A 25,551-nucleotide genomic window follows, 5' to 3' on the forward strand; every position below is an offset into this window, starting at 1 on the left:
GCCTGATGCGATGCGGATCTTGGTCGTCGACAACTACGACAGCTTCGTGTTCAACCTCGTGCAGTACCTCGGACAACTCGGCGTCGAGGCGGCGGTGTGGCGCAACGATGATGCGCGGCTGTCCGACCCGAGCGCAATCGCCGACCAGTTCGACGGCGTACTGCTAAGCCCTGGTCCGGGCACGCCCGAACGCGCCGGGGCGTCGATCGACCTGGTCCGCGCGTGCGCCACGGCGCGCACCGCGCTGCTGGGGGTATGTCTGGGCCACCAGGCGATCGGCGTGGCGTTCGGCGGCACCGTCGACCGGGCACCCGAATTGCTGCACGGCAAGACCAGCAGCGTCTTTCACACGAACACCGGTGTGCTGCAGGGTCTTCCGGACCCATTCACGGCGACCCGGTATCACTCGTTGACGATCCTGCCGGAAACCTTGCCAACCGAGCTGGAGGTGACCGCGCGCACCCGCAGCGGTGTGATCATGGGGGTGCGGCACACGGCCTTACCCATCCACGGGGTGCAGTTCCATCCGGAGTCGATCCTCACCGAGGGCGGGCACCGGATGCTGGCCAACTGGCTGGCCTTCTGCGGGCACACCCGCGACGACGCACTGGTGCGCCGGTTGGAGAGCGAGGTCTTGGGCAGTTTCGGTCGCGGTGCGGCTACTGCCCGAACTTCAGCGTGATGTTGCCGTCCTTGTTGACGCCCTGACCCGGTGACGGGCTCTGGGAGACCACCCGGTTGTGCGAGGAGCCGCCGGCGTCGACGTCGGCGCCTTTGACGAGCACGCCGGTCCATCCCAATGCCCGCAACTGCGGTTCGGCGTCCGTCCAAAACATCCCGGACACGTCGGGCATCACGAACTGGTTGCCCTTGGACACTTGCAGTTCGATCACCGAGTCCACCGGCACGGTCGCATCCGCGGGCGGATTGGTCCCGACTACCTCACCGGCCGGGCGGGGGCTGTCCACCGAGGCCTCGGTGAACTTGGTGAAGCCGTAGACACCGAGGTTCTTCTGGGCAAGCTCGACGGTCTGGCCGGACACAGCGGGGATCTGCTTGGTGGCCGGACCGGACCCGACGATGATGGAGATCTCGTTGGTGATCGCCGAGGTCTGGTTGGCCGACGGAATCGTGCCGATGACGCGGTCCTTCATGTCCGGCGGCGAGGCCGACTGAACCTGCTTGAAGCGGCCGAACCCGGCGGCTTTCAGCTTCTTGACCGCCGACGCGTAGCTCAGCGACGAAACGTCGGGCACCTCACGCTGTTCGGGTCCGGTGGAGACACTAAGAGTGATCTCGTCACCGGCGCCCACCGAGGAGTCGGCCCCCGGGTCGGTGCCGATCACGTGGTCAGGTGGCACGGTCGAGTCGGGTTTCTGCTGCGTGCGCGTTTTGAAGCCCTTGTTTTGCAAGGCGGCGATCGCATCGGCCGACGCCTGCCCACGCACGTCGGGCACCTGCACGTTGCGCGTGCTGTTGCCGAACGTGTTGATGGCGATGGTGACGAGGACGGTCAACACCGCCAATACCGCGACCGCTATGAGCCAGCGGCCCACCGACCCGCCACCGCGGTCGCGGCCGAAGTCGAGCGGCTGGCGCGGCAGCGGATCGGTGTGGGGGCCCACCGGGTCACTGGAATGCGGCGATGCCAGCAGCGAATTTCGCTCGGCGTCGGTGAGCACCTTCGGCGCCTCGGGCTGCTCACCGTTGTGCACCCGAACCAGATCGGCGCGCATCTCCGCGGCGGTCTGGTAGCGGTTGTCGGGGTTTTTGGCCAGCGCCTTGAGCACGACGGCGTCCAACTCGGCGGAGACACCCGCATGCCGTTGCGACGGCGGAACAGGGTCCTCGCGGACATGCTGGTAGGCGACCGCGACCGGTGAGTCACCGACGAAAGGCGGCTCGCCGGTGAGGATTTCGTAGAGCACACAACCCAGCGAATAGACGTCGGACCGAGCGTCGACCGAATCGCCCCGGGCCTGTTCCGGCGACAAGTACTGTGCGGTGCCGATCACCGCCGCCGTCTGGGTGACGCTGTTGCCGCTGTCGGCGATCGCCCGGGCGATGCCGAAATCCATCACCTTGACCGCGTTCGTGGTGCTGATCATGATGTTCGCCGGCTTGACGTCCCGGTGGATGATGCCGTGCTGGTGAGAAAAGTTCAGCGCCTGGCAAGCGTCGGCGATGACCTCGATGGCCCGCTTGGGCGGCATCGGCCCGTCGGTATGCACGATGTCGCGCAGGGTGACTCCGTTGACGTACTCCATCACGATGTAGGGCAGCGGCCCGGCGGGCGTCTCGGCCTCACCGGTGTCGTACACCGCCACGATGGCGGGGTGGTTCAGCGCGGCGGCGTTCTGCGCTTCGCGCCGGAAACGCAGATAGAAGCTGGGGTCGCGGGCAAGGTCGGCGCGCAGCACTTTGACCGCCACGTCACGGTGCAACCGGGTGTCATGCGCATGGTGCACCTCGGACATGCCGCCGAAGCCTAGGATTTCTCCAAGCTCGTAGCGGTCGGACAAATGCTGCGGAGTGGTCATACCGTTGTCTCGTGTCGGGCCGGCGACGCCTGCTGGAGATGCGTCAGCACGACAGCCCAGGGCTGCTTGTTCTGACGTCCAGCATGACCCGCTCCCCTATGATCCGTCCAATTGGACAGCTGTACAGCAGCCATGCCCGCGTTCGTCGAGGTGTTGCTTGGCGTGCCGGTGTCGGTCACGGTCGGGGCTGACGGTTGCGGCTGGGTGTCGTCGTGCGAGTTGATGACGATCAGTACCGCAATGATGATCGCCAACGCCCCTAATACTCCGGCCGCCCACAACAGCGCGCGCTGGCCGGACGAGAACGTGCGTCGCTGCGGCGGCGGGCGATGACCCCCGGTGGCGGGCCGCGACCGGCGAGCCGCTGGCGCCCGACCGGTCGGATTCGCCGCGGCCCTGGCCTGTGCTCCCGACGGTATGGCGGAGGGGGTGGCCCGGCCGGAGGACGAACTCTGGTTGGGCCGCGGCGGCCGACGGCCGGCGCGCACCGCGGCGACCGCGTCGGCGAACGGTCCCCCGCTGCGGTAGCGCATCCCGGGATTTTTGACCAGCGTGATCTCGATGAGCTCGCGCACATTGGGCGGAACATCGGTGGGCAGCGGCGGCGGCGGCTCTTTGATGTGCTTCATCGCCACCGTCAGCGCGCCGTCGCCGGTGAATGGCCGCTTACCCGAAACAGATTCGTAGCCAACAACTCCCAGCGAATAGACGTCGCTGGCCGGGGTGGCATCGTGGCCGAGGGCCTGCTCGGGGGCGATGTATTGGGCGGTGCCCATCACCATGCCGGTTTGGGTCACCGGCGCCGCGTCGACGGCCTTGGCGATACCGAAGTCGGTGATCTTCACCTGACCGGTCGGGGTGATCAGAATGTTTCCGGGCTTGACGTCGCGGTGCACCAGACCGGCGGCGTGCGCCACCTGAAGCGCGCGACCGGTCTGCTCGAGCAGATCCAGCGCGTGGCGCAACGACAGTTTGCCCATCCGTTTGAGGACTGAGTTCAGCGGCTCACCGTTGACCAGCTCCATCACCAGATACGCGGTGCGGCCTTCGCCGTTCATCTGGGTTTCGCCGTAATCGTGCACGCTGGCGATTCCGGGGTGATTGAGCATCGCCGTCGTGCGCGCCTCGGCCCGGAACCGCTCGATGAACTCCGGGTCGGACGAGAACTCGCTCTTGAGGACCTTGACCGCGACGCGCCGACCCAGCCGACTGTCCACCGCCTCCCACACCTGGCCCATACCGCCAGTGGCGATGAGGCGCTGCAGCCGATAGCGGCCAGACAGCGTCACACCTACTCGCGGGCTCATGGTCCTCCCTGCAGCGCGGCCTCGATCACGGCCCGCCCGATCGGTGCAGCAAGCGCACCGCCGGTCGCGGACAACCGGTCGGCGCTGTCCTCCACCAGCACCGCAACAGCCACCTTCGGTGTCTGCGCGGGCGCGAAAGCGATGTACCACGCGTGCGGCGGAGTGTTGCGCGGGTCGGTGCCGTGCTCTGCGGTACCGGTCTTGGATGCGATCTGCACGCCGGGGATGGCCCCTTTCTGCTGTGTGAATTTCTCGGCGCCGACCATCAACTCTGTTAGCTTAGCCGCGACCTGCGGCGACACCGCACGGCGCTGCTCGCGGGGAGCGGTGCTGCTGATATTAGCCAGATCGGGCCCCTTGAGGCTGTCGACAAGGTAAGGCGCCATCGTGACCCCGGCGTTCGCGATGGTCGCGGCCACCAGCGCGTTCTCCAGCGGGGTCAGCGCAACGTCCTTCTGACCGATGCTCGACATCCCCAGCGCGGCGGTATCCGGAATCGGGCCGACGGTGGATTGTGCGACCTGCAACGGGATGGGATCGGGGACAGTGTCCAGGCCGAACGACTGGGCGGTGCTGCGCAGGGCGTCGGCGCCTGTGAGCATGCCCAGCTGGACGAACGCGGTGTTGCAGGACCGGGCGAAAGCTTCGCGCAGCGAGACCGTGGGTTCGTCTCCGCACGGAGCACCGCCGTAATTCTCCAGCGTGGCGGTGCTGTCGGGTAGCGGAATCTTGGGTGCTGCGGTCAGCTGGTCGTCCTCGGTAGTGCCGGCCTGCAGCGCGGCCGCGGTGGTGATCACTTTGAACGTGGAGCCCGGCGGATACGTCTCGGCGATGGCGCGGTTGGTCAGCGGGGAGTCGGGGTTGTCGCGCAACCGCTGCCAGGCGCGCAATTGCTCCTCGGCGTTGTGCGACGCCAGCAGGTTGGGATCGTAGGACGGCGACGACACCAGCGCCAGGATCTTGCCGGTGGTGGGTTCGAGCGCGACGACCGCGCCCTTACACGGCCCGCTGCAGCCCTGCTGCATGGCGTCCCACGCCGCCTGTTGGACGCGCGGGTTGATGGTGGTGTCGACGTTGCCGCCGCGGGGGTCGCGGCCGGTGAAGAAATCGGCTAGCCGACGACCGAACAGCCGCTGGTCCGACCCGTTGAGCAGTGGGTCTTCGGCTCGTTCCAGTCCGGTGCTGGAATAGCGCAGCGAGTAGAAGCCGGTCACCGGCGCGTACACCGCGGGATCGGGATACACGCGCAGGAAACGGAAGCGGTTGTCGGTGGCCACCGAATAGGCCAGCAGTTGACCTCCAGCGGTGATCTGGCCGCGCTGGCGGGAGTACTCGTCCAACAGCACGCGCTGGTTGCGGGGGTCCGCGCGCAGCCCGTCGGCAGTGAACACCTGGGTGAGCGTGGCGTTGAACAGCAGCAACACGATCAACGCCATCACGGTTACCGAGATTCGCCGTAGGGAGGCGTTCATACCCGCTCGATCACCTCGGTGCTGGCCGCCGCGATCGGCGACGTGTTGCGCGCGCTGGTGCGGAACGGACGCCGCGCCGCATGCGACGTGCGGGCCAGGATGGCCAACAGCATGTAGTTGGCCAGCAGTGACGAGCCGCCGTAGGACATCCAGGGTGTGGTCAGCCCGGTCAGCGGAATGAGTTTGGTGACGCCGCCGACGACGATGAACAGCTGGATGGCCAATGTCGAGGACAGACCCGCGGCGAGAAGCTTTCCGAAGCTGTCACGCACGGCGATCGCCGTGCGCATTCCGCGGATGATGACGATGGTGTAGAGCATCAAAATGCCTGCCAGCCCCACCAATCCGAGCTCTTCGCCGAAAGCGGCGACGATGAAATCGGTCGACGCGGCCGGCACGGTGTCGGGCTGCCCGTTACCCAGCCCCGTGCCGAAGATGCCACCGGTGGCAAAACTGAACAGCGACTGCACCATCTGGTAGCCGCTGCCTTCGGGATCGGCGAACGGGTCCAGCCACGTCTGGACGCGGACCCGGACGTGATCGAAAACGAAGTACGCGGCAACGCTTCCGAGCGCAAACAAAGCCAGGCCGATGACCACCCAACTGAACCGCTGGGTGGCGAGGTAAACCACCACCAGAAACGACGCATATAGCAGCAGCGAAGTGCCCAAGTCTTTTTCGAAGATCATCACGCCGACCGAGATCACCCACGCCGCCAAAAGCGGGGCCAGGTCGCGCGGCCGCGGCAGGTCCAGACCCGCAACGTGCTTGCCGGCGCTGGTGAACAGACCGCGCTTGGCGACCAGCACCGCTGAGAAGAAGACGAGTAGCAAGATCTTCGAGAATTCAGCCGGCTGAATCGAGAAGCCCGGCAACCGAATCCAAATTTTGGCGCCGTTCTGTTCGGAGAACGACCGTGGCAGCAGGGCGGGAATTGCTAACAGCACCAGGCCACTCAGCCCGCAGATATAGCCGTATCGCGCGAGCTGTCGATGATCTTTCAGCCAGCTGATCACCACCGCGAACGCGACGACGCCGACCAGCGTCCACAACATCTGCTGGTTGGCGCTGGGACTGGCGCCGCGGCCCGCGTGGGAGAGGTCCAGTCGATGAATCATTACCAGACCCAACCCGTTAAGCAGTGCCACCACCGGCAGGAGCAGCGGATCCGCGTAGGGGGCATAGCGCCGGATGGCGGCGTGCGCGCCTACGAAGAGCGCCAGGAAAGCCGCGGCGTAAGTGATGAGGTCCCAACGCAATCCGCGGTCCTGGTTGGCTTCCACGATGGCCAGCGCCGCCGCGGTGATGACGGTGGCGAAGCACAGCAACGCCAATTCGGCATTGCGCCGAGTCGGCAGCGGTGGAGTCACTGCAACCGCCGGCTGCGGCGCGGTGCTCAATTTGCGCCGCTCCTCCTCATCGTCCCCTTGCAAGCTGGGGTGCCCCGGGCGCTCTGCATCGTCGTCGACCTGGGTCATGCCGCCGCCCGGCAATCGCTGCCTGGCTCGAGGGGAGGTGGGGGAAGCGCGGTCAACGTGGATGCCGACGTGGTCGGCGACGAACCCTCCGTAGGTTCTTCGGGGCTCGGCGCGCCGTGCTGTGGCGTGCTCGGTGCTGTTGTCCGGCTGGTGGTCGGCGGGGTGTGCGGCGTCGGCGAGGATGGCGACGTGGCGCGCGTCGGGGGGCACGGCGGCAGCAACGAGCCCGCGGCCAACTGGTGCAGCTGCGCGATGGCGTCATCCAGTGTCCCGGCCGGCAACCCCGCCGCGACTTGCGCGCGCTCTGACGGGCGCAGGTCGGACAGCTTTATCGGACGGCAGTTGAGGTTGCTTTTGGCTTGGCCATAGTTGATTTGCGACAGTTCATTACGGCTGTTGAGGCAACCGACGAGATACGGCTCATGCAGCGGAAAGCCAAGTATCGAACCCTGGACGCCGCGCATGATCGACACGTCGTCGTTGTAGGCGGCGACGTAGTAGTTGCTGTAGACGACCTGGCGGCCGATGGCCAACGCCGAAAGGATCAGCAGTACCACCAACGTGACGCCGATCGCCATCCGTCGCCGCGACCGACGCGGACGAATGAATGCATCTGCTTGTGGCAGAACGCGTTTGACGACGCTCTTGCGCGGGTTGATGGCCGATGCCCGACCTGCTGCGGTGTTGGGCCGCGTCAGCTGGTCTTCTTCTCCCGATACCGCACCGGCGATAATCGGCTGGGTCGGACCGTAGTCGGAGTCGACGACGTCGGCGACCACCACAGTCACGTTGTCCGGGCCGCCGCCGCGCAGGGCGAGTTCGATGAGGCGGTCAGCGCTGTCGGTGACGTCGGAGATCTTCAGCGCCTCGAGAATGGTCTCCTCGCTGACTGGGTCGGAGAGTCCGTCCGAGCACAGTAGGTAGCGGTCGCCTGCGCGCGCCTCGCGCATGGTCAGTGTGGGCTCGACCTCGTGACCGGTCAATGCGCGCATGATCAGCGACCGCTGCGGGTGGCTGTGCGCCTCTTCGCGGGTGATGCGCCCCTCGTCGACCAAGGTCTGGACAAAGGTGTCGTCTTTGGTGATCTGGGTCAGCTCGCCGTCGCGCAGCATGTAACCGCGTGAATCGCCGATGTGTACTAACCCAAGACGGTTGCCCGCGAACAGGATTGCCGTCAGCGTGGTGCCCATCCCCTCGAGATCGGGCTCCATTTCGACTTGGGCGGCGATGGCCGAGTTACCGGACCGCACTGCTGCGTCGAGCTTGGCCAGCAGATCGCCGCCGGGCTCGTCGTCGTCCAGGTGGGCCAGTGCAGCGATCACCAACTGGGACGCCACTTCACCGGCGGCATGACCGCCCATGCCGTCGGCCAGTGCCAGCAGCCGCGCGCCGGCATAGACCGAATCTTCGTTGTTGGAGCGCACCAGGCCGACATCGCTGCGAGCCGCATAGCGGAAGAACAGGGTCACGGGCGCAACTCGATCACCGTTTTGCCGATTCGAACCGGCGTGCCAATGGGAACCCGTACCGCCGTCGTCACCTTCACCCTGTCAAGGTAAGTACCATTGGTCGATCCTAAATCCTCGACGTACCATTCCGCGCCTCGCTGCGATAGCCGCGCGTGCCGCGTCGAAGCGTAGTCATCGGTGAGCACCAGGGTGGAGTCGTCTGCGCGTCCGATCAACACCGGCTGTCCGCTCAACGTGATACGCGCACCCACCAGCGCCCCTTCGGTCACCACCAGGTAGCGGGCGGCGTGCCCACGCTGTCGCGAGGGCAACAGGGTGCCGCGTAGCGCCAAGCCCCGTCGCACCATGACGGCGCCGGTCGGTGCGTAAATATCCGTCCGCAGGATCCGCAGCACCGACCAGATGAACAGCCAGAGCAGCATCAAAAACCCGGCGCGCGTCAGCTGCAGTACTAGACCCTGCATCTGGCGTCCTCTCCGTCCTGGCGCCGCGCTCTTCGCGCCGCGATGCCGAGCACATCAGCAACGTCACGATACTTGGACCGCGCTTGACGCGGGGTGAAGCTGGATAGCTTCACCTGCCTATGCGCTCAGTGGATATGGACGACGATCTCGGAATGGCCCAGCCGGATGACATCGCCATCGGCCAACTGCCACTCTTGCACCGGCGCGTTGTTGACGGTGGTGCCGTTGGTGGAGTTGAGATCGGAAAGCAACGCGACCTGGCCGTCCCAGCGGATTTCCAGATGCCGACGTGACACGCCGGTGTCGGGTAGGCGGAACTGCGCGTCCTGGCCGCGGCCTACGATGTTGGCGCCTTCGCGGAGCTGGTAGGTGCGGCCGCTACCGTCGTCGAGCTGCAGTGTGACTGCGGTGCCGGAGGACGCGTAGCCACCTTGCCCGTAGCCGCCGTAACCACCCGCCTGGCCGTAGTCATAGTCGCGGCCTGCGGGCTCGCCGTATCCGCCCGCCGATGGCGCGTAGCCTCCGCCGGCGGAACCGGCGTCGCCATAGCGGCCGTAATCGGGCTGGCCGTAGTCCTGCCGGCCATATCCAGGGCCGCCCTGGTAGCCCTGCTCGTAGCCGCCACCCTGATCGGGGTAGGCCGCCCGCTGGTCAGGCTGGCCATAGCCGCCTTCGTCGTGACGAGCCGGCCCGCGTCCGTAATCGCCGTAGTCGCCGTAATCTTGGCCGCCAGGCTGCCCGTAGCCACCGCCGCCCTGGCGGTAACCGGCGTCGTAGCCTTGCCCGCCGCCATAGCCGCCGGACGGACGCTGTTCATAAGAAGGTGGATAGCCGCCCTGGCCTTGGTAGCCGCCCTGGTCGTGGTAGCCGCCTTGGTCCGGGTAGCCGCGCTGCTCTTGATAACCACCCTGGCCTTGGTAGCCCTGGCCCTGATAGCCGCCTTGGCCCTGGTAGCCGCCTTGGTCCGGGTAGCCGCCCTGATCTTGGTAGCCGCCCTGGTCCTGGTAGCCGCCCTGGCCTTGGTAGCCCCCTTGGTCCGGGTAGCCGCGCTGCTCTTGGTAGCCGCCTTGGTCTTGGGGACCGCCCTGATCGGGGTAACCGCCCTGATCGGGGTAACCGCCCTGATCGGGTTGCCTAGGCGGATAACCGCGCTGGTCCGGGTAGCCGCCAGACTCCGGTGGGTAAGGGCCCCGGGAATCCTGGCCGCCGCGAGGGTCATCCTGCTGCTGGCCGTAGCGGTCGTCGTAGTAATCGTCACCGGGCCGCCCCTGCCCCTGGCCGCCGCGATAGCTCGAATTCTCAGTCATTGGTACTCCTGGTTCTGCGCTAAACGCATGATCTGATTGTGGCGGGGCGAAATCACTAGCAGTCGGGCGGGGTTCCACATCGGGGTTGACAGCGCCGCGGGCGCGGAACTGTCCGGTGTGGAGGTTCGCTGATTTCTCGAACCGGACAACCACATCACCATACGTTTGCCATCCCTGTTCGCCGATGTATCCCGCCAAATGCTTAGCGAAGGTGTCCGACGTGAGATCCGGGTCGGCGCCCACTTTCTCGTAGTCGTGCATACCGAGGGTAATGATGTATTCGTTCGGAGCCAAAAGGCGATTGCCCTGAAGCGACCGAATACCGTCGGCTGCTTCACGGCGCAACATGGCTTCAACCTCTTGCGGGACGATCGACCCGCCGAATACCCGGGCAAACGCATCACCGACGGTGGATTCGAGTTTGCGCTCGATACGTTGAACTAGCCCCTTTTGGCTGTTCATAGTCCAGCGCCTGCCTTGCTTGTCCTTATATGTCGCTGCCGCAGGAGACGATGACCGTCCCGCGCGCTGCATCATCGCCTTCGTCTCATCATGCTATCGGTCCACCGCAACGTTGCGGCACCGCCAGATCTCTGAGAATTGCGTCGACGCTGGTCAGCCGGTACTTGTGTGCCGCTGTCCGCCTGCAGCCGGCCTTGTCTGAGCATCAGGACGGTTGGGGCGGCTGACTATTAGAGTGGTAGGCTCCACCGGTCGTTCAGGGCGAGTGGCGGAATGGCAGACGCGCTGGCTTCAGGTGCCAGTGTCCTTCGGGACGTGGGGGTTCAAGTCCCCCTTCGCCCACCGTTGTGATGAGTCGAGTCATCGCGTACAGGTTTCCCCGGCCATCGGCCGGGGTCTTCTGTGAATTGCGCCAGTAGCTGCGGTCCGGCCATGGCACGCGCTGACGGTCGATCTAGCCGCCAGTTGTAGCGCCACCACGGTTTAGGATGTGGCGATGACAGCCGACGGAATTGACGGTCGAGGATGCCGCCGACCTCGTCGACCTTATTTGCGATGACATTCGCACAGCCGAAACCGGCGCTGCGCTACCTGAGGCCCACGCCGCCGGCCTGCAGCGACTCTTAGCCGGGTTGCGGTAGGACGTGAGGTCTGCCCAATGCTGAACGACATCATCCGCCGGGCCGGCGCCTTGGCCGCGGTGGCTGTGTGCCTGTCGGTCGGGGGCTGTACCACTGTCGTGAACGGGGCGGCCGTACGCGCTCCCGGCGGCCCGCCTCCCGGAGCGATCGACATTTCTCTGCTCGACCCCGGCAACTACCCCACCACCCCGCGCCCGCCATTAGGTGTGGCCGGCAGCCCGTCATCCGGGTCGATCCTTGAAGCGCAGCGGATGGCTGAATTTGTGATCGACCCCTCCGACGTCGACGCGGCCATCGTCACTGGCCACGCATTCGGGTTCTCCCCCGGGGCCATGGTGCTCAAGTCCGATCCCGGCGCGCTCGCCGAGATCATGCCGGACGAGATCGCTCAGGCCTGCGGCCGACACAACTACGTCAACGGTTTCGTCGTGGCCCGTGAGGACACCAACCACACCGTCCTCTACAACGCGGTCATCCGCCTGGCCGACCCCGACTCGGCCGGCGCCGCGGCCAACGACATGAATGCTGCAGCGCTTGCCCTGCCGACACCAACCCCAGCGGCGGTGCTACCCATCCCCGACCATCCTGACGCCGCCGCCAGCAGCTACACCGCGCCTCGCTCCGATGGCCAGCAATGGAGCACGGTGAAATCTTTCACCGCGCGCGGCCCCTACGTCCTCTACCAGCGGGTCGAAACCACGGACGCCGCCGAAGCCGCCGCGGCGCTAGTAGGCACTGCGCTGGACTTACAAGGGCCGCTGATCGACAGATTCGAGCCGACTGATCCAGCCCAATTCGCCGAGCTGCCAAGAGATCCCAGCGGCGTTTTGGCGAAGGCGCTCCCTATAGCCGACAAAGACGCCACCGTGCTGTCCAACGGTACGTGGGGCCCGCGCGGGGCCGCGCACCTGCAGTACGACCCCCTGGGTTCGGCCAAAGCATTCGCCGACACCGGTATGGACGCCGCCGTCAGCCCCCTGGATTGGGTTTATCAAGCCCGTGACCCCGCAGCCGCCACCGCGCTGGCCAATGCGCTCTACACCGAAGCTCAGCCCATGGGCAAAGCCGCCGACCCGGTGCCCAACCTGAAAGCCAGCCACTGCCTGCAATTCGGCGGTAACCAGTCCTACTACTGCGCGGCGGCCGCCGGCCGTTACGCGGTCGAAGTCACCTCCGCTCAACTTCGTGACGCGCACCAACAGATGGCCGCCCAATACATCCTCCTGGTCGGAAAGTAGAGGCGGCCAATGGTATTCAGCGAGGGTTTGGCTATCGCCGGCTACACGATCGAGACGGAACTAGGGTCCGGTGGGATGGGTACGGTCTACAAGGCCGCTAACTTGGTCCTGCCGCGCAGCGATGCCCTAAAAGTTCTTAGCCTTGAGTACTCTCGCGACCCGCAATTTCGCGCACGATTTCTCCGCGAAGCAGATTTGGCCGCCACCCTCGATCATCCCAACATCGTCACGGTCTACTCCCGCGGTGAAACCGACGCCGGCCAGTTGTGGATCTCCATGCAATACGTGGCGGGTACCGACGCCGACCGGGAATTACGTGCCGGCGCCATGACACCCAGGCGGGCAATCCACATCATCGCGGAAGTCGCGAAGGCCCTCGACTACGCGCACCGCCGCGGCATCATCCACCGCGACGTCAAACCGGCCAACTTCCTACTCGCCCCCGACGATGAACGCATCTTCCTCGCCGACTTCGGCATCGCGCGGGCCTTCGACGAGTCAGCCCACCTCACCGCCACCGGAATGGTGATGGCGTCGATCGCCTACGCCTCGCCAGAAGCATTGACCGGCATGGACATTGACCACCGCGCTGACATCTACTCGTTGGGCTGCAGCCTGTTCCGACTACTCACCAACAAAAACCCTTACGCGGGCCGCTCCGGGGGGCTAGCCGCAATGGCAGCCGCGCACCTTTCCGAGCCGCCGCCGAAGGTCACTGATCTCATCCCAGAGTTGCCCGCTGCCCTCGATGATGTCATCGCCAAAGCGATGGCCAAAGAGCCCGCGGCTCGGTACCAAAAAGCCAGCGAGGTTGCCGAGGCGGCGGCCCGGGCACTTGAAGACAGCACCGCCGTTATCCCGCGATCCACCCAGCCTTGGCCGACCACCTCGCGAACCGGCCCGACTCAGCCGCAGCCACGTCCCGCATCGCCGCCGCCACCGGCATTTCATCACGAGGCGAGTTACCCCACCGGCTTCTTCAGCGGTCCCCAAGGTCCGGCCGCCCGTGGGCCCGCCCACCTGCCTCCTGGCCCCCCGCTGCCACCTGGCGGCCCCTCGATCGGCCATCCACCCCGACGAGGCAAAGGCCGAGACGGGCTGCGCCGGCTCGCTTTCCCGGCGGCGCTGACTGCGTTGATTGCCGTTATCGCGGTGGCCGCGGTGATGCTGTGGCCGCGCGCCGCCTCCAAACCCGCCTACCAGGCACAGACCTTCACCCACGCGCACGGCACCACCGAAATCAGTAAGCAACCCAAAGCCGTTGCCGCCGTTGGGTTTGGCGATGCCGATGCCGTACTGGCGTTGGGGGAGCAACCCGTAGCTATCGTCACACCCAATGGGTCGCTGCCATCCTGGGAACAGGACAAGATCACCGGTTCACCGCCGGTGCTGGGCTTCGTCGACACCAACGCGATCAAGTCCGCCAAACCCGATGTCGTCATCGCCACCGGCAACATTGACGATGCCACCTATCAACGATTGAGCGCCATAGCTCCGACGATCACGCGACCGCAAGATGATCAACTGTGGAACTGGCAGACCCAACTGCAATGGGTAGGCCGCATCCTCGGCCACGACGAGCAGGCGACAAAGCTCATCAATAGTGTCAGCGCCCAACAGACCGATTTGAAAAACCAGCATGCGAATCTGGTCGGGAAAACCGTGTCAATCGTGAATATTTCAAACTTCGGCGTCACCCAAACGATCACTCCGTCCAATGCCGCCGACTACCTGGACTCACTGGGATTGCGTTACAGCGACACACTGCGCCGCCAATCCAATGACACCAATTCGGAGCGGCCCGTAACCGACCCCACCAAGCTCTACCTGATCAACACCGACTACTTGGTCGTGGTGCGCACGGACAGCGCTGCCGGCGGCGGGGGAGCCGCCGGACTACCCCGCGAATTGGCTGCCTACCGAGGAAGAATGGTCATTGCCGACGACCCCGACACGGTCGCGGCCCTGGCCGACCCCGGCGGTTATCTGGCGACCCAGTACCTCGACGCCAAGTTCGTCCCCACCCTCAGCAGCAGTTAAGGAATCTATCGGCGCTATCCCGGGACGCGCTGGGCGATGCTGCGGGCCAGCGCCACTCCGGCGTCGTCAAGATTCGGTGAGCAGACCCGAACGTCGACGATCACATTGTTGCGGACGGTCAAAGCGCGCTGACACTGGCGATTCGTGGTTGCTACCGACGGAACAATCAAGACGTTGGCCATGCCCGCTGATTCGGTGACCGCGCCAAGATGCACCTGATCGGTCTTGTCACCACCGGAGTAGGCCACCGTGACGTCGGTGTCCTGGCAGCCCCGCCACTGCGTGAGTTGGGTGTCGTAGAAGAACTTCGCGAAATCCGCATCGACGAATGAGACGACGCCCTGGATCACGCGGGCTGTCGTCGCATTTAGCGCTTGCCCCGCTAACCCCGAGTACCCCGACCCTGAGTAGGTCGCCTCGGTCACCGGCGCCACCGCGCCGGCGCAGTGGGCCGGTGTCACTGACAGTCCCGAGGCCGGTGCCTTATCGACCGCGCTGGGCTCCATCGTGACGTTGTCGACCAATTGGCCGATCTCCTCCGGCGAGGACAGCAGACCCGGCAACGCCGCCACGTCAACCGGAGCGGCGGGCGGCGGCGGGGGCTTCGAAGGCGAGGGCCGGGCCGGCAGCCTCGGCGGCGCCGTCCCCGCGGCGCTCGGTCGCGAGGAAGACGGTGCGTGAGTAGCCGGAGACCTGGAACCATCGCCGTTACGGGTCACCACCACCGCGGTAACGAGGACAGCCGCGACAGCAGCCGCGGCCCCGACGATCCACCACCGCACATCCGTTCGTCGTCGCGCCGACCCAGCTGCGCCCACTGACGGCATGGGGGGCGGATACCAGGGCGGGGGGCCGCCCGGCGGCATTTGGAGACTGCCCCAATGTGCAGGCGGGGGCGGCACCGGGGCGCCGCCCTGCCAGCCGGCCGCCATCGGCGGTCCTGGGGGAGAAGGTGGGGGCATCGGCGACGGCGGTACGGGCCAGCCACCCGGCGCCTGGAGGCCTGCGCCACCTGGATGCCGCGAGATGAACGCCGTTGATTCGCCCTCGTCGCCAGCGGGTTGCGGTGGGCGCGGGCCTGCGGGTCGGGGCACCGTCTCCTCGCCCTCGCCGGGCTCGTCGTGTCTGCTCATCACGCTTAGCCTGCCTCATTCCCCAGGGACACCATCGAAGAATTCGCCGCCCGAATCCAGGTGTGGCGAGTCAGGCCGGCAGGGCATCAATTGGCAATTGCGTGCACCCGACAAGGGGTACGACAAACGTTGAAACCGAAAGGGTGGTGCCAGCTGCAGTTCTTTTGCTAAAACCGCCAAATCTGCGGCGCAGATGCGAATTTAACTCGTGCGCAGAAGTCACTTATGATGCAGCGTGTCGGCAGCCGGCACCGTACTTGTGGCGATACGTCCAGCGAGCAGGGCTGGGGCCGAGCGGGCATGTCGGCGGAAGGTGGTTTCGGTGGGGTGGGTTAACGACCGATGGCATGACCTGACTGACTTCGGGGCCACCGCGTGGCTGGGCCTGGCTCTCTGGGTGATGGCCGCTATCGCGCTCGTTGCGCTGATCTATGTGCGATACCACTTGTCTCGTCTGCGGAGGTTGAGCTTCGAGGACAACCGCCCGCAAGTCACCATGTTCATGGAGCCCCATGCGGCTGACTGGCATCTGGTGGAGTTGGTAGTCCGAAATTTCGGTCAGCGAACGGCATACGACGTCCAGTTCCAATTCGGCAACCCGCCCACCGTGGCCGAGTATGAAAACGCATACGAGGGCATGGTCGACATCACCGAACTCCACCTGCCAGAGGAACTGCCTGAGCTGGCGCCAGGCCAGGAATGGCGCACCGTCTGGGATTCCGCACTCGACCGGCATCAATTGGGCGGCGCGATAGCTTCGCGCTTCGCCGGTACTGCCACCTACTACGACAGTCCGGCGCCGAGCGGGCGGTGGCGCAAATTCAAAGCGCGGCGACGCAAGCCGATCGAAACGAAGATTGTCCTGGATTGGGGCACGCTACCCCCGGTGCAGCGGATCGATCTGATGACGACGCACGACCTGGCCAAGCGCGAAAAGCAGAAGCTCGAGTTGCTGCGCTGCGTGCTGACCTACTTCCAGGTAGCGAGTCAGGAGACCAGGCCCGACGATGTCCGCAGCGAGATCGACCGGATCAAGCACGCGACGCAGGAAATCCGGAATCGGTGGCGCAGCAGACAGCTCGAGGAACCCACGGACGTCAGACTGCGCCGAGTCGACGCCGGGCGTCAGGCGAGCCGTGACGGGGAACCCGACCTAGAGTTGGGCCGCCACCGCAACGAGCTGACGTAACGCCAAGATCGGGTCGTCGCACGCACCGATTTCCGCTCCGACTCGCCTGCACTTATCGTGCTAACCAAGCATGACTGGCCACCTAAGAACGGCTGCTACGGTTACCGTGTGACCAAAGTGGCGAGGAATTACCGTCATAGTTGACGCACCCTGGCGGCGCAGTCGGTGGGTTTGCCGGATGATTGCCTCGCCGCTGCCGGCGGGGTCGCGGGTTGGCTTAAGGAGTCGGCGATGAGCGACGCCGCGCACGGTTCGCGCGTGGGGTCACAGTTTGGGCGCTATTACCTCAAGCGGCTGCTGGGCCGCGGCGGCATGGGCGAGGTCTACGAGGCCGAGGACACGGTAAAAGAGCGGGTAGTGGCGTTGAAGCTGCTGTCGCCGGCACTGTGCCAGGACCCCGTGTTCCGTGAGCGCTTGCAGCGAGAAGCACGCACCGCGGGCCGCTTGCAGGAGCCACATGTGGTGCCGGTACACGACTATGGCGAAATCGACGGACTCCTCTATTTAGACATGCGCCTGATACAAGGCACCGACTTGTCCGCAGTGTTGCACGAGTCGGGCGCATTGACGCCGCCACGGGCGGTCGCCATTGTGCGCCAGGCCGCTTCTGCATTGGACGCGGCCCATGCGGCCGGGGTGATACACCGCGATATTAAGCCGGAAAACATCTTGATCACCCGCGACGATTTCGCGTACCTCGTCGACTTCGGAATTGCCAGCGCCACCACCGACGAAAAATTGACCCAGGCGGGCAGCGCGGTGGGAACTTGGAAATACGCTGCGCCGGAACGCTTTACCAACGCCGAGGTGACCCACAGCGTCGACGTGTATGCGTTGGCCTGTGTGCTGCACGAGTGCCTGACCGGCTCGCCGCCGTATCGCGCCGACAGTGCCGGAATGCTCATCACCGCGCATTTGATGGAACCGATCCCGCACCCCAGCCAACTGCGGCCAGGGATTCCGAACGCCTTTGACGAGGTGATTGCGCGTGGAATGGCCAAAGACCCCAAGGACCGCTACACGAGTGCCGGCGAGTTGGCGCAGGCAGCCAATGACGCACTGAGTGCACGGGATCAAGACCGTGCCGGTGACATCGTCGAGCGCAGCGAAGAAGCCACGTTGCCGACACAGCAAACTGAGCAAGCCACCCTGCCCACGCAGCGCTTGCACCCGCCCGCCAGTGCTCCTACTCCCACGCCAGCGCCTGGACCGGTACCTTCTCCAACCCCACCGCCCGGACGCACACCGTCTCCGACGCCGCCGCCTTCGGCCGGCCCGCCGTATCACCACCCCGGCGGCTCTGAGCCGCTGCGACACACACCACCACCGCCATCCGGTGGTCCCGGCTGGGGTGGCGGCGGGGGCCATGCAGGTCCCGCGCATCCTGCCGGCGACGGCCCGCGGAACGCACCCCCTTTCCCACCGCATGGAAGCGGCGGCTGGCCCGGACACTTCGGCGCACCACCGCCGGGCGTGTCCCCGCGCCGGCCCATGCCCCGTAAACGGAAGCCCAGGCGGCGCGTCGGTGTCATGGCCGTGGCGGTCGTCGTGGCCATCGCCGGCCTGGTCATCTGGCTGCTGCTGCCGTCAGGGGCTGCTCCGCCCCCGCCACCCGCCGCCGAACGGACGTCCTCGCCGCCGACCGCGTCGACGCCGCCGGTGTCCACACCGCCTGCGGCCGAGACCCAAGCCCAGCTATTCAGCCTGTTGCCCCCGGGCTACGCACCCGGTAGCTGTAACCCGATCCCTCCGCCGAAGGGCGCCTTTGCCAAGGCTGCGTGTGGCCCGAACGCCGACCCCGACGGGCCACCGTCGGCAACGTACGCACTGTTTCCCAATAAAGCAGCGGTCCGCGCCGCTTTTGACAGAATCGTCCGGACGTCCGCCCCCGTGGACTGCCCCGGGCGAATCCAATCCCCGGGGCCCTGGCACCGGAACGCCACCCCCGACCAACCCAGCGGCATGTTGTTGTGTGGGACGCACCAAGGCTTACCTTCGGTGGTGTGGACCAATGACGATGCGTTGCTCGTCAGCGTCGTGCAGACGGAGCCACAGGGGCCGACTCTCGAACAGCTGTATTCGTGGTGGACATCCCATTCCTGACACTTGTCACGGCCCTTGGCCGAATGCGGTAGGCGAATGCAATCGCGGTGCAGTACTACGGACCGGGTGGTAGAACACAGGGGTGTTAATTTGCGCGGGCGACACCTAGGCTCCAGAGAATGGGCATAATGTGCCAGTGCTTGTCTAGCAATCCGTCGCAGCACTGCCGCTAAAGACGACGAAGACGATAGGGGAGTGAACCGCCTTGAAGATCATTACCACCACCGCAATTGCAGCAGCAGCCATTGCCGCCGCAGGTGCCTTCGGCATCGCCGGCGCATCGATTGCCTCTGCAGATGAAGCCGCGGATGTCGCAAACACCCAAAGCCTGGGTAGCCAGGCAAAAGTCGTGAATGGCACGAACATTCAGGGCTGGACCGTCAGCGACCTTAAGCCAAGCTCGGATGCCATTTCTTTTCCGGTGAACGGTACGTTGTGGGAAGCCACGGCCACGGATGAAGCCATTCAGGGCGGAGCGACGCCCGTCGTCTCGAACTTCAACGCCCATTCGGCAAGTGGTCAGACCTACCGAGTCTTGTATCAGGCTGCGACGCCGCAGGGCGTCAATCCCGCCGGGCTTGCACAGGGGCAGAAGACCAGCGGCAAAATCTATTTCGACGTCACCGGGGACAGCCCGAATTCGGTGGTGTACACAGACGGTGGTGGCCGGGAGTTAGCTTCGTGGGTGCAGTCGCAACCGCAGGGCCGGATGGGTGGCGGCACCACTTCGGCTGCCGGTAGTTCGACCTCGCCTGCTCAGTCTGGCAATACCGGAGCGGCCCCCGCCGGCAACCCGTCGACGCCCCCCGCCAGCGGTAGTCAAGGCACACCGATCCCTACCGGAAGTCAAGGGACGCCCCCGGCCACTGGTGGCGCGGCGACACCGGCAGGCAGTCCGGCGGCGCCTGGTACGGCAGGTACCCCAGCGGCTCCGGGTACGGCAGGTACCCCGGCGGCGCCTGGTACGGCAGGCACCCCGGCGGCGCCCGGCACAGCCGGCAGCCCTGAGGCGCCCGCGCCGGCCGGTAGTCCTGAAGCGCCGGCGGCCGGTCAGGCCCCGGGTAGCCAGGGAACACCTGCTACGGGAGGCGCCCCCGAGGCACCTGCCACCGGCGGTAACCCAGACGCGACCGGTGGAGCCCCGGCGAACCCAACTCCTGGCGCCAGCCAGGCGACACCGGCCGGTAGCCAGGGAACTTCTGGAACTGCCGGCCAGGGCGCGGGCTAAGGGCACGCCCTTTTTCCAACCGACTCGATAAATAGCCCGACCCCTGCGGATACGACGATCCGCAGGGGTCGGTTATGTTGGGCGCCCCGCAGCCACCCCTCGAACCTGCAGCGGCGGCGCCAGCCTGGGTTACGCGGGAACCGGCGCGACTCGCCGCTCTCGCACGGGGTAACCGTTGCGCTCGGCAAGGGAGCGCAGTTGGCGCAGCGCGAAGGTCCGCGCGCGGCCGGTTTCCGGAACTACGACTCCTGCCCAGAGTCCTTCTATGCCAGGCAGTTCGCAGGCTTCTCGGGCGCACTGCCACCGACGCGGGCAGCCGCGGCAAATTGTCTTGGCCTCATCATCGGCAGCCGTTGTCCAACGCTCGGGGTCCTGTGTGCATGCGCCCAGCGGAAGCTCGTAGAGAGCGGTTGCGGTCATGTGTCTGGTTCCTCCGGTAAGTGCCGCAGTCTCGCGGCTGCTGATTCGGAAGCGTATAGCATAAACCGTAGCGATGCAACAGAAAGCGCTACATCGGATGCTGCAGCTGGTGCTCTGCTTTACAGAACCGACCAGGACCGTCACGCAGGCATGCGCGGGTCCAGCACCACCGAGTGAGGGTTGGCCAGCTAGCAGCTCGGTCGCGGGCCGACGTGCGATCAGCCCAGGTCACAGCGCTGGCCCGAGGGACGCAGGCGGGGTCGATTGCCGCGCTGGATACGCCGGGCAACCAGTGGTCTGGGTGCAGCGGAAGCGCTGCTGTTTGCGACGCTTTCCCATCCGCCGGGCTGTAGCACCGACACAGTTAAAGGGCCAGGGCCGACTGGCGCTAACGTTCCGATGTGACCAAGAAACGTAGCTAAGCCATAGCGGACGCTAGCCCGCAACGGTTAAGATCAGGCTGGCGGTCGAGCCAACGCCACTGCCAACTCAATCCAAGGAATCGCCGGAGATGACCAACGTCGAGTCGACTGTCGAGCCAGCTCTGTTGATCGTTCACGACGGCGACAAGTCTCATGCGATCGGACCCGGGCGCGGCGTCGTGACGATTGGGAGTAGTCCTCAGGACAGTGTGCAGATCGATGACCGGCGGGTCTCCTTGAAAGTGGAGTCAACCGACGGCCAGTGGCGGGTAGTCGACAACGGCTCCAGCGGGATGTTCGTTGACGGACTGCCGACAAGGTCGGTAACGATCGCGGATCGGACGACAGTCCGTCTGGGCGGCGCCAGCGATGGCAAGGCGCTGGTATTCGAAGTTGTGGTGCCGTCAAAGGGCATCGACCAGCAGCGGTCGAATGAGGGCGAGGACCTCGACGTCACCGGTACCTGGCGGATCGACGACCTTGACCCAGGGGTGGTCCGTGCGGGCGCGGCGGCCGCGGCTCGCCGCCGCGAACTCGACATCAGTCAGCGCAGCCTCGCCGCCGACGGGGTCATTAATGCCGGAGCGCTCATCGCTTTCGAAAAGGGCCGTAGCTGGCCGCGCGAGCGGACCAGGGCCAAGCTCGAAGAGGTATTGCGCTGGCCGCCCGGTGCTATCGCCCGGATCCGAGAGGGCGGGTCGGTTCCCGGTGAAGAAGTCACCGAAGTCCTCTCTGGCGACGACCAGGTGCCGTTGATCGCACATGCGGTGATTGCGGCCGTGGACAGCTGCAACCTCGCTATCGCCGCCCTCCCACCGGTCGAGCATCCAGACTTCACCCGCGCAGCGGCGCCGATCCTGGCGGACCTGCGTCGCGTTGAGGCGGTCGCCGTCCGCGCCACTCAGATCGGCCGGGTTACGCCGCCGTTGATCAAAGCGCTCAGCACAGTGCGCCATCACTACGACCAGCTGATGATGCTGGGCGCGACGGCGCCCGCCGCCACGCTGGGGCAACGGTTGTATGCCGCGCGGCGCCGCGCCAACCTGTCGATAACAGAGACCGCGCAGGCGGCGGGGGTGGCGGAGGACATGATCGTCGCCGCGGAGCGGGAAGAAGCGCTGCCCAACGCGACTGCAGCTGCGATCGCATCGCTGGTCGACCAGATCAGTTGGCGCTGACCGTCGCTGGGAGTGCTGATCGGTCGCCGGAAATTGTGCGCGGCAGCCTGTCACGGTGGCACTAAAATTTCGGCTGTGGGTCGATATGTAGCGCTGGTCGACCTGCGACATCGGTGATTTCAGACCGGGTGAGCGCGCCGGCGGGCGCTACGGGCGGAAGTGTGGCCGCGCAGCTGCATCTCTACCATCCAGCGCGTGGACGCAGCCACAACGCAGTAGGTTTAGAACGACGTTGCCAGCCAGATAGGAGTTGCCGATGGGCGGCGAACAGCGCGTGACGGCAGCGAATCGTGGCGCGTTGTTCTCAGTCGATGTCGACCGGCAGATGTAAACGAGGAAGACGATGACCAGTCCCTATGCCACGGACCGCACCTCCGGCGACGTCGGCGACGTCGTCGGCGTCGAGGTGACCATCGACGGCATGTTGGTGATTGCCGACCGGCTCGGCCTCGTGGACTTTCCGGTGTCGCTCGCCATCCGACCCAACATCCCCCAACTGGAACTGCGCGAGCTCGTCTGGGATCAAGTGCGGCGCGACCTCACCGATCAAGGGGTGCTGGACATCTATGGTGCGCCGCATCCCAGTGTCGCGGCCATGGTCGACACCCTTAGCAGGGCGGACCGCACACTGGAAGCGCGGTGGTGGCGCCGCGACGTCAACGACGGCACGATGGTGCGTTTCGTCCTGTGCCGCAAGGGAGAACGCCATGTCGTCGCAGCCCGTGACGGCGACATGCTGGTATTGCAGCTGGTGGCTCCGCAGATCGGCTTGGCCGGGATGGTGACCACCGTGTTGGGACCCGCGTCGGCCGCCGATGTCGAACCGCTCACCGGAGTCGCAAGCAAGTTGGCCGAGTGCACGACCGCAAGCCAGATCGCGCAGTACGGCGTCGCGCCCGCTTCGGCGCGCGTCTATGCAGAGATCATCGCCAACCCGACCAGCTGGGTGGAGATTACGGCCGGCGAACGCCACCCCGGCGGCACGTCGACGCAAACCGACTTGGCCGCCGGAGTCGCGGACTCACGGCAGGGCAGGGTGGTATCGCTTCCTCGGCGGGTCAACGGCGAGCTGTACGGCAGCTTTCTTCCCGGAACACCGGAAAATCTGCAGCGGGCCCTCGACGGTTTGGTCGAATTCCTGCCGTCGGGAAGCTGGTTCGAGCCCACCCCGGCCGAGTACTCGTAGTAAGAATCAGGAAGGACACACGGTGGATGGCACTCCGCCATACCCACTAGACGGCGACGACGATCGCGACGATCTAGCCGCATTGGACTTCTCCGTTGGTTATGACGACGGTGAGGAGTCCGTGCTCGGCGTGTTCGACGATTATCTGCCGAGTGATGAGACGACGGATGCGGGCGGGGATTGGGATGCGATCGCTGCCCCTGGCGTGGAAGAGGAAGAGCTTCAATCGCCGCTGTTCACAGTGACCAACCCAGCGGGGACGGTGACAGTGTCGGCGTTTATGGATGGACACATCCAGGGGATTGAACTGACGGCGAAAGTGACCAACATGACCGAAGCACATCTGGCTGACGAGATACTCGTCATCGCAGATCTGGCCCGGCAGAAGGCCCGGTCCGCCCAGTACGAGTCCATCTCTGAGGCCATGCGTGAACTCGGGCAAGACAACGCGACTACGCGCGATTTCCTGGCACGCGAATTGCGGCTGCCCTCGCCGGAAGAGGCGACCGCAGCCGCAGCACAGGTTTTTGCGACTCGATACGCGAGCGATCATGACTGAGCAGTTGGCCAACCTGTTCGCCAGCGCTGTCAACATGCTGCCCATGTCGCCGGCGCGGTCCCTGGAACTGTTCACTGAGATCACCAGCTATGACGAGTCGGCCTGCGATGCGTGGATCGGTCGCATCCGGTGCGGCGATACGGATCGGGTGACGTTGTTCCGGGCGTGGTACTCGCGCATGAACTTTGGCCGGTTGGCGGGCGCAGGTGAGACTTCGATGACCACCCTCAACGCCAGGATCCCGATCGGCGGCCTGTACGGCGACATCACCTATCCGATCAATTCGCCGCTGGCGATCACGCTGGGCTTCGCCGCGAGTGAAGCCGCAGCCGGCAACTATGCGGATGCCATGGAGGCATTGGAAGCCACGCCGTCCAGCGGTGCCGAGTACCTGGTGTCGTGGGCCAAGGCAGTCGTCTATGGCGCGGCCGAACGCTGGACCGATGTGATCGACGAGGTCAGGGGCGCTCCGCATTGGACGGACAAGTTCTTGGCTGCTGCCGCCGGGGTCGCCCACGGAGTCGCCTCCGCGAACCTGGGGCTGTTCAGCGAAGCTGAGCGTCGGCTGACCGAGATGCACGACTCGCCGGCGGGGCAAGCATGCGGGCGAGTGATCGCCTGGCATCTGGCGATGATTCGGCGCGGACAAGGCAATGAAGAATCGGCGACGCCACTGCTGGAGTGGCTGCAGGCAAACTACCCCGAGCCCAAAGTCGCTGCGGCGCTGAAAGATCCGTCCTACCGGTTGGTGCCGACCAGCACCGAAAAGATCGCGGCTCGCAAAGACCCCTGGGATCCCTCCAGCGTTGTCGCCGACACGTCGGGCCAGGAGAAGCTGCTCTCCGAAGCCCAAGCCGAACTGGACCGCCAGATCGGACTGGGCCGGGTCAAAGAGCAGATCGAGAGGTACCGCGCCGCCACCCAGATGGCTAAGGTGCGCGCGGCTCGCGGCATGAAGGTCGCGCAGGCCAGCAAGCACATGATCTTCGCTGGACCCCCCGGCACCGGCAAGACGACCATCGCCCGCGTGGTGGCCAACATCCTGGCCGGGCTGGGTGTCATCACTGAACCAAAACTCGTCGAGGCCTCCCGCAAGGATTTCGTCGCCGAATACGAGGGACAGTCCGCAGTCAAGACCGCCAGGACCATCGACCGTGCCGTCGGCGGTGTGCTGTTCATCGACGAGGCCTACACCCTGGTTCAGGAACGCGACGGGCGCGCTGATCCATTCGGAACCGAGGCTTTGGACACCCTGCTGGCCCGGATGGAAAATGACCGCGACCGGCTCGTGGTGATCATCGCGGGCTACAGTTCCGACATCGACCGGCTGCTGGAAGCCAACGATGGGTTGCGGTCGCGCTTTGCGACCCGGATCGAGTTCGACTCTTATTCGCCCGAAGAGATCCTCGACATCGCGAAAGTGATTGCCAGCGCAAATGATTCGGCGTTGAGCACCGATGCCGCCGACCATCTGCTGGAGGCGGCGAAACTGCTCAGTCAGCGCACAGTCGGCGACAAGCCGGCGCTCGACGTCGCCGGCAACGGTCGCTACGCGCGCCAACTCGTGGAGTCCGGTGAGCAGTACCGGGATATGCGCCTGACGCAGGCAGTCGACTTCGAAACCCTGGACGTGGACCGGCTGCGTGAAGTCAACGGCCAGGATATGGCGGAGGCGATCAGCTCGGTGCACCGACGGCTCAACATCGGCGAGTGAC

20 protein-coding genes and 1 tRNA gene are annotated in these 25,551 nt (G+C 65.6%); 11 read left to right on the forward strand and 10 right to left on the reverse strand.

Going from position 1 to position 25,551, the window contains the following annotated elements:
- Positions 1–10 precede the first annotated feature (10 nt).
- Positions 11–682 (forward strand): aminodeoxychorismate/anthranilate synthase component II, encoded by a 672-nt coding sequence (locus AC5Y49_RS19270; RefSeq protein WP_499889885.1) that lies wholly within the window; start codon positions 11–13, stop codon positions 680–682.
- Here the strand turns inward: AC5Y49_RS19270 and pknB are convergent.
- From pknB to AC5Y49_RS19305, 7 genes are all read right to left on the reverse strand, one after another.
- On the reverse strand, positions 660–2,540 hold the full coding sequence (gene pknB / locus AC5Y49_RS19275) for a Stk1 family PASTA domain-containing Ser/Thr kinase (protein ID WP_499889886.1): 1,881 nt from the start codon (positions 2,538–2,540) through the stop codon (positions 660–662). The genes AC5Y49_RS19270 and pknB overlap by 23 nt on opposite strands.
- The gene (locus AC5Y49_RS19280; protein WP_499889888.1) at positions 2,537–3,847 is read right to left on the reverse strand and encodes a serine/threonine-protein kinase; all 1,311 of its coding nucleotides are present in this window, start codon (positions 3,845–3,847) and stop codon (positions 2,537–2,539) included. Before AC5Y49_RS19280 ends, pknB begins: the two co-directional genes overlap by 4 nt.
- Positions 3,844–5,319 carry a D,D-transpeptidase PbpA gene (pbpA, locus tag AC5Y49_RS19285; RefSeq protein ID WP_499889890.1) on the reverse strand — a complete coding sequence of 492 codons (1,476 nt, stop codon included), beginning with the start codon at positions 5,317–5,319 and terminating at the stop codon, positions 3,844–3,846. Before pbpA ends, AC5Y49_RS19280 begins: the two co-directional genes overlap by 4 nt.
- Positions 5,316–6,719, reverse strand: coding sequence for an FtsW/RodA/SpoVE family cell cycle protein (locus tag AC5Y49_RS19290; protein WP_499889958.1), 1,404 nt, complete (start codon positions 6,717–6,719; stop codon positions 5,316–5,318). Before AC5Y49_RS19290 ends, pbpA begins: the two co-directional genes overlap by 4 nt.
- Positions 6,720–6,793: 74 nt before the next feature.
- Positions 6,794–8,266 carry a PP2C family protein-serine/threonine phosphatase gene (locus AC5Y49_RS19295; RefSeq protein WP_499889892.1) on the reverse strand — a complete coding sequence of 491 codons (1,473 nt, stop codon included), beginning with the start codon at positions 8,264–8,266 and terminating at the stop codon, positions 6,794–6,796.
- Positions 8,263–8,730, reverse strand: a complete 468-nt coding sequence (locus AC5Y49_RS19300) for an FHA domain-containing protein FhaB/FipA (protein ID WP_499889894.1) — start codon at positions 8,728–8,730, stop codon at positions 8,263–8,265. The genes AC5Y49_RS19295 and AC5Y49_RS19300 overlap by 4 nt, the downstream gene beginning before the upstream one ends.
- A gap of 125 nt (positions 8,731–8,855) precedes the next feature.
- Complete coding sequence (locus AC5Y49_RS19305; RefSeq protein ID WP_499889896.1) at positions 8,856–10,499, reverse strand: FHA domain-containing protein; 1,644 nt, start codon at positions 10,497–10,499, stop codon at positions 8,856–8,858.
- Positions 10,500–10,758: 259 nt separating this feature from the next.
- Between AC5Y49_RS19305 and AC5Y49_RS19310 the strand changes: the two genes are divergently transcribed.
- The 3 genes from AC5Y49_RS19310 (at position 10,759) to AC5Y49_RS19320 (ending at position 14,418) form a co-directional block, all read left to right on the forward strand.
- A tRNA-Leu gene (locus AC5Y49_RS19310) sits at positions 10,759–10,841 on the forward strand.
- A gap of 316 nt (positions 10,842–11,157) precedes the next feature.
- Positions 11,158–12,378, forward strand: a complete 1,221-nt coding sequence (locus AC5Y49_RS19315) for a DUF7373 family lipoprotein (protein ID WP_499889898.1) — start codon at positions 11,158–11,160, stop codon at positions 12,376–12,378.
- Between the two features lie 9 nt (positions 12,379–12,387).
- Positions 12,388–14,418 (forward strand): serine/threonine-protein kinase, encoded by a 2,031-nt coding sequence (locus AC5Y49_RS19320; RefSeq protein WP_499889899.1) that lies wholly within the window; start codon positions 12,388–12,390, stop codon positions 14,416–14,418.
- Positions 14,419–14,432: 14 nt separating this feature from the next.
- Here the strand turns inward: AC5Y49_RS19320 and AC5Y49_RS19325 are convergent, their stop codons facing one another.
- Positions 14,433–15,551, reverse strand: a complete 1,119-nt coding sequence (locus AC5Y49_RS19325) for a sensor domain-containing protein (RefSeq protein ID WP_499889901.1) — start codon at positions 15,549–15,551, stop codon at positions 14,433–14,435.
- A gap of 322 nt (positions 15,552–15,873) precedes the next feature.
- On the opposite strand from AC5Y49_RS19325, the gene AC5Y49_RS19330 reads away from it, so the two are divergent.
- Together AC5Y49_RS19330 and AC5Y49_RS19335 are read left to right on the forward strand one after the other, a co-directional pair.
- Positions 15,874–16,740: a DUF8453 domain-containing protein gene (locus tag AC5Y49_RS19330; RefSeq protein ID WP_499889903.1), complete on the forward strand. Its 867-nt coding sequence runs from the start codon at positions 15,874–15,876 to the stop codon at positions 16,738–16,740.
- Positions 16,741–16,971: 231 nt separating this feature from the next.
- Entirely contained in the window at positions 16,972–18,843 is a 1,872-nt protein-coding gene (locus tag AC5Y49_RS19335) for a serine/threonine-protein kinase (RefSeq protein ID WP_499889905.1), read from the forward strand.
- A gap of 144 nt (positions 18,844–18,987) precedes the next feature.
- On the opposite strand, the gene AC5Y49_RS19340 is transcribed toward AC5Y49_RS19335, so the two are convergent.
- Complete coding sequence (locus tag AC5Y49_RS19340) at positions 18,988–19,209, reverse strand: hypothetical protein (RefSeq protein WP_499889961.1); 222 nt, start codon at positions 19,207–19,209, stop codon at positions 18,988–18,990.
- Here AC5Y49_RS19340 and AC5Y49_RS19345 point away from each other — a divergent pair.
- Positions 19,193–20,071, forward strand: a complete 879-nt coding sequence (locus AC5Y49_RS19345; RefSeq protein ID WP_499889960.1) for an MPT63 family protein — start codon at positions 19,193–19,195, stop codon at positions 20,069–20,071. The two genes, AC5Y49_RS19340 and AC5Y49_RS19345, sit on opposite strands and share 17 nt — an antisense overlap.
- A gap of 129 nt (positions 20,072–20,200) precedes the next feature.
- On the opposite strand, the gene AC5Y49_RS19350 is transcribed toward AC5Y49_RS19345, so the two are convergent.
- Positions 20,201–20,491 carry a WhiB family transcriptional regulator gene (locus AC5Y49_RS19350; RefSeq protein WP_499889907.1) on the reverse strand — a complete coding sequence of 97 codons (291 nt, stop codon included), beginning with the start codon at positions 20,489–20,491 and terminating at the stop codon, positions 20,201–20,203.
- A 511-nt stretch (positions 20,492–21,002) separates the two neighbouring features.
- Between AC5Y49_RS19350 and espM the strand changes: the two genes are divergently transcribed.
- The 4 genes from espM to eccA all read left to right on the forward strand — a co-directional run bounded on the left by espM (position 21,003) and on the right by eccA (position 25,550).
- Positions 21,003–22,091, forward strand: coding sequence for an ESX-1 type VII secretion system transcriptional regulator EspM (gene espM / locus AC5Y49_RS19355; protein ID WP_499889909.1), 1,089 nt, complete (start codon positions 21,003–21,005; stop codon positions 22,089–22,091).
- 343 nt (positions 22,092–22,434) lie between these two features.
- A complete protein-coding gene (locus tag AC5Y49_RS19360) occupies positions 22,435–23,277 on the forward strand; it encodes an ESX secretion-associated protein EspG (RefSeq protein WP_499889911.1) in 843 nt (280 codons plus the stop codon).
- A 22-nt stretch (positions 23,278–23,299) separates the two neighbouring features.
- Positions 23,300–23,836: a YbaB/EbfC family DNA-binding protein gene (locus AC5Y49_RS19365; protein WP_499889913.1), complete on the forward strand. Its 537-nt coding sequence runs from the start codon at positions 23,300–23,302 to the stop codon at positions 23,834–23,836.
- A complete protein-coding gene (gene eccA / locus AC5Y49_RS19370; protein ID WP_499889915.1) occupies positions 23,829–25,550 on the forward strand; it encodes a type VII secretion AAA-ATPase EccA in 1,722 nt (573 codons plus the stop codon). The genes AC5Y49_RS19365 and eccA overlap by 8 nt, the downstream gene beginning before the upstream one ends.
- The last annotated feature ends 1 nt before the right edge of the window (position 25,551 follow it).

Source organism: Mycobacterium sp. NGS62 (assembly GCF_059812285.1).

Bases quoted from the DNA above. Each gene is read 5' to 3' on its own strand.
- AC5Y49_RS19335 (WP_499889905.1), top strand. From the start codon at position 16,972: ATGAGCGACGCCGCGCACGGTTCGCGCGTGGGGTCACAGTTTGGGCGC.
- AC5Y49_RS19305 (WP_499889896.1), bottom strand. From the start codon at position 10,499: ATGAACAGCCAAAAGGGGCTAGTTCAACGTATCGAGCGCAAACTCGAA.
- AC5Y49_RS19350 (WP_499889907.1), bottom strand. From the start codon at position 20,491: ATGACCGCAACCGCTCTCTACGAGCTTCCGCTGGGCGCATGCACACAG.
- AC5Y49_RS19340 (WP_499889961.1), bottom strand. From the start codon at position 19,209: ATGTTCGTGCCATTCACGACTTTTGCCTGGCTACCCAGGCTTTGGGTG.
- AC5Y49_RS19325 (WP_499889901.1), bottom strand. From the start codon at position 15,551: ATGAGCAGACACGACGAGCCCGGCGAGGGCGAGGAGACGGTGCCCCGA.
- pknB (WP_499889886.1), bottom strand. From the start codon at position 2,540: ATGACCACTCCGCAGCATTTGTCCGACCGCTACGAGCTTGGAGAAATC.
- AC5Y49_RS19300 (WP_499889894.1), bottom strand. From the start codon at position 8,730: ATGCAGGGTCTAGTACTGCAGCTGACGCGCGCCGGGTTTTTGATGCTG.
- AC5Y49_RS19270 (WP_499889885.1), top strand. From the start codon at position 11: ATGCGGATCTTGGTCGTCGACAACTACGACAGCTTCGTGTTCAACCTC.
- pbpA (WP_499889890.1), bottom strand. From the start codon at position 5,319: ATGAACGCCTCCCTACGGCGAATCTCGGTAACCGTGATGGCGTTGATC.
- espM (WP_499889909.1), top strand. From the start codon at position 21,003: ATGACCAACGTCGAGTCGACTGTCGAGCCAGCTCTGTTGATCGTTCAC.
- AC5Y49_RS19320 (WP_499889899.1), top strand. From the start codon at position 12,388: ATGGTATTCAGCGAGGGTTTGGCTATCGCCGGCTACACGATCGAGACG.
- AC5Y49_RS19280 (WP_499889888.1), bottom strand. From the start codon at position 3,847: ATGAGCCCGCGAGTAGGTGTGACGCTGTCTGGCCGCTATCGGCTGCAG.
- AC5Y49_RS19360 (WP_499889911.1), top strand. From the start codon at position 22,435: ATGACCAGTCCCTATGCCACGGACCGCACCTCCGGCGACGTCGGCGAC.
- AC5Y49_RS19315 (WP_499889898.1), top strand. From the start codon at position 11,158: ATGCTGAACGACATCATCCGCCGGGCCGGCGCCTTGGCCGCGGTGGCT.
- eccA (WP_499889915.1), top strand. From the start codon at position 23,829: ATGACTGAGCAGTTGGCCAACCTGTTCGCCAGCGCTGTCAACATGCTG.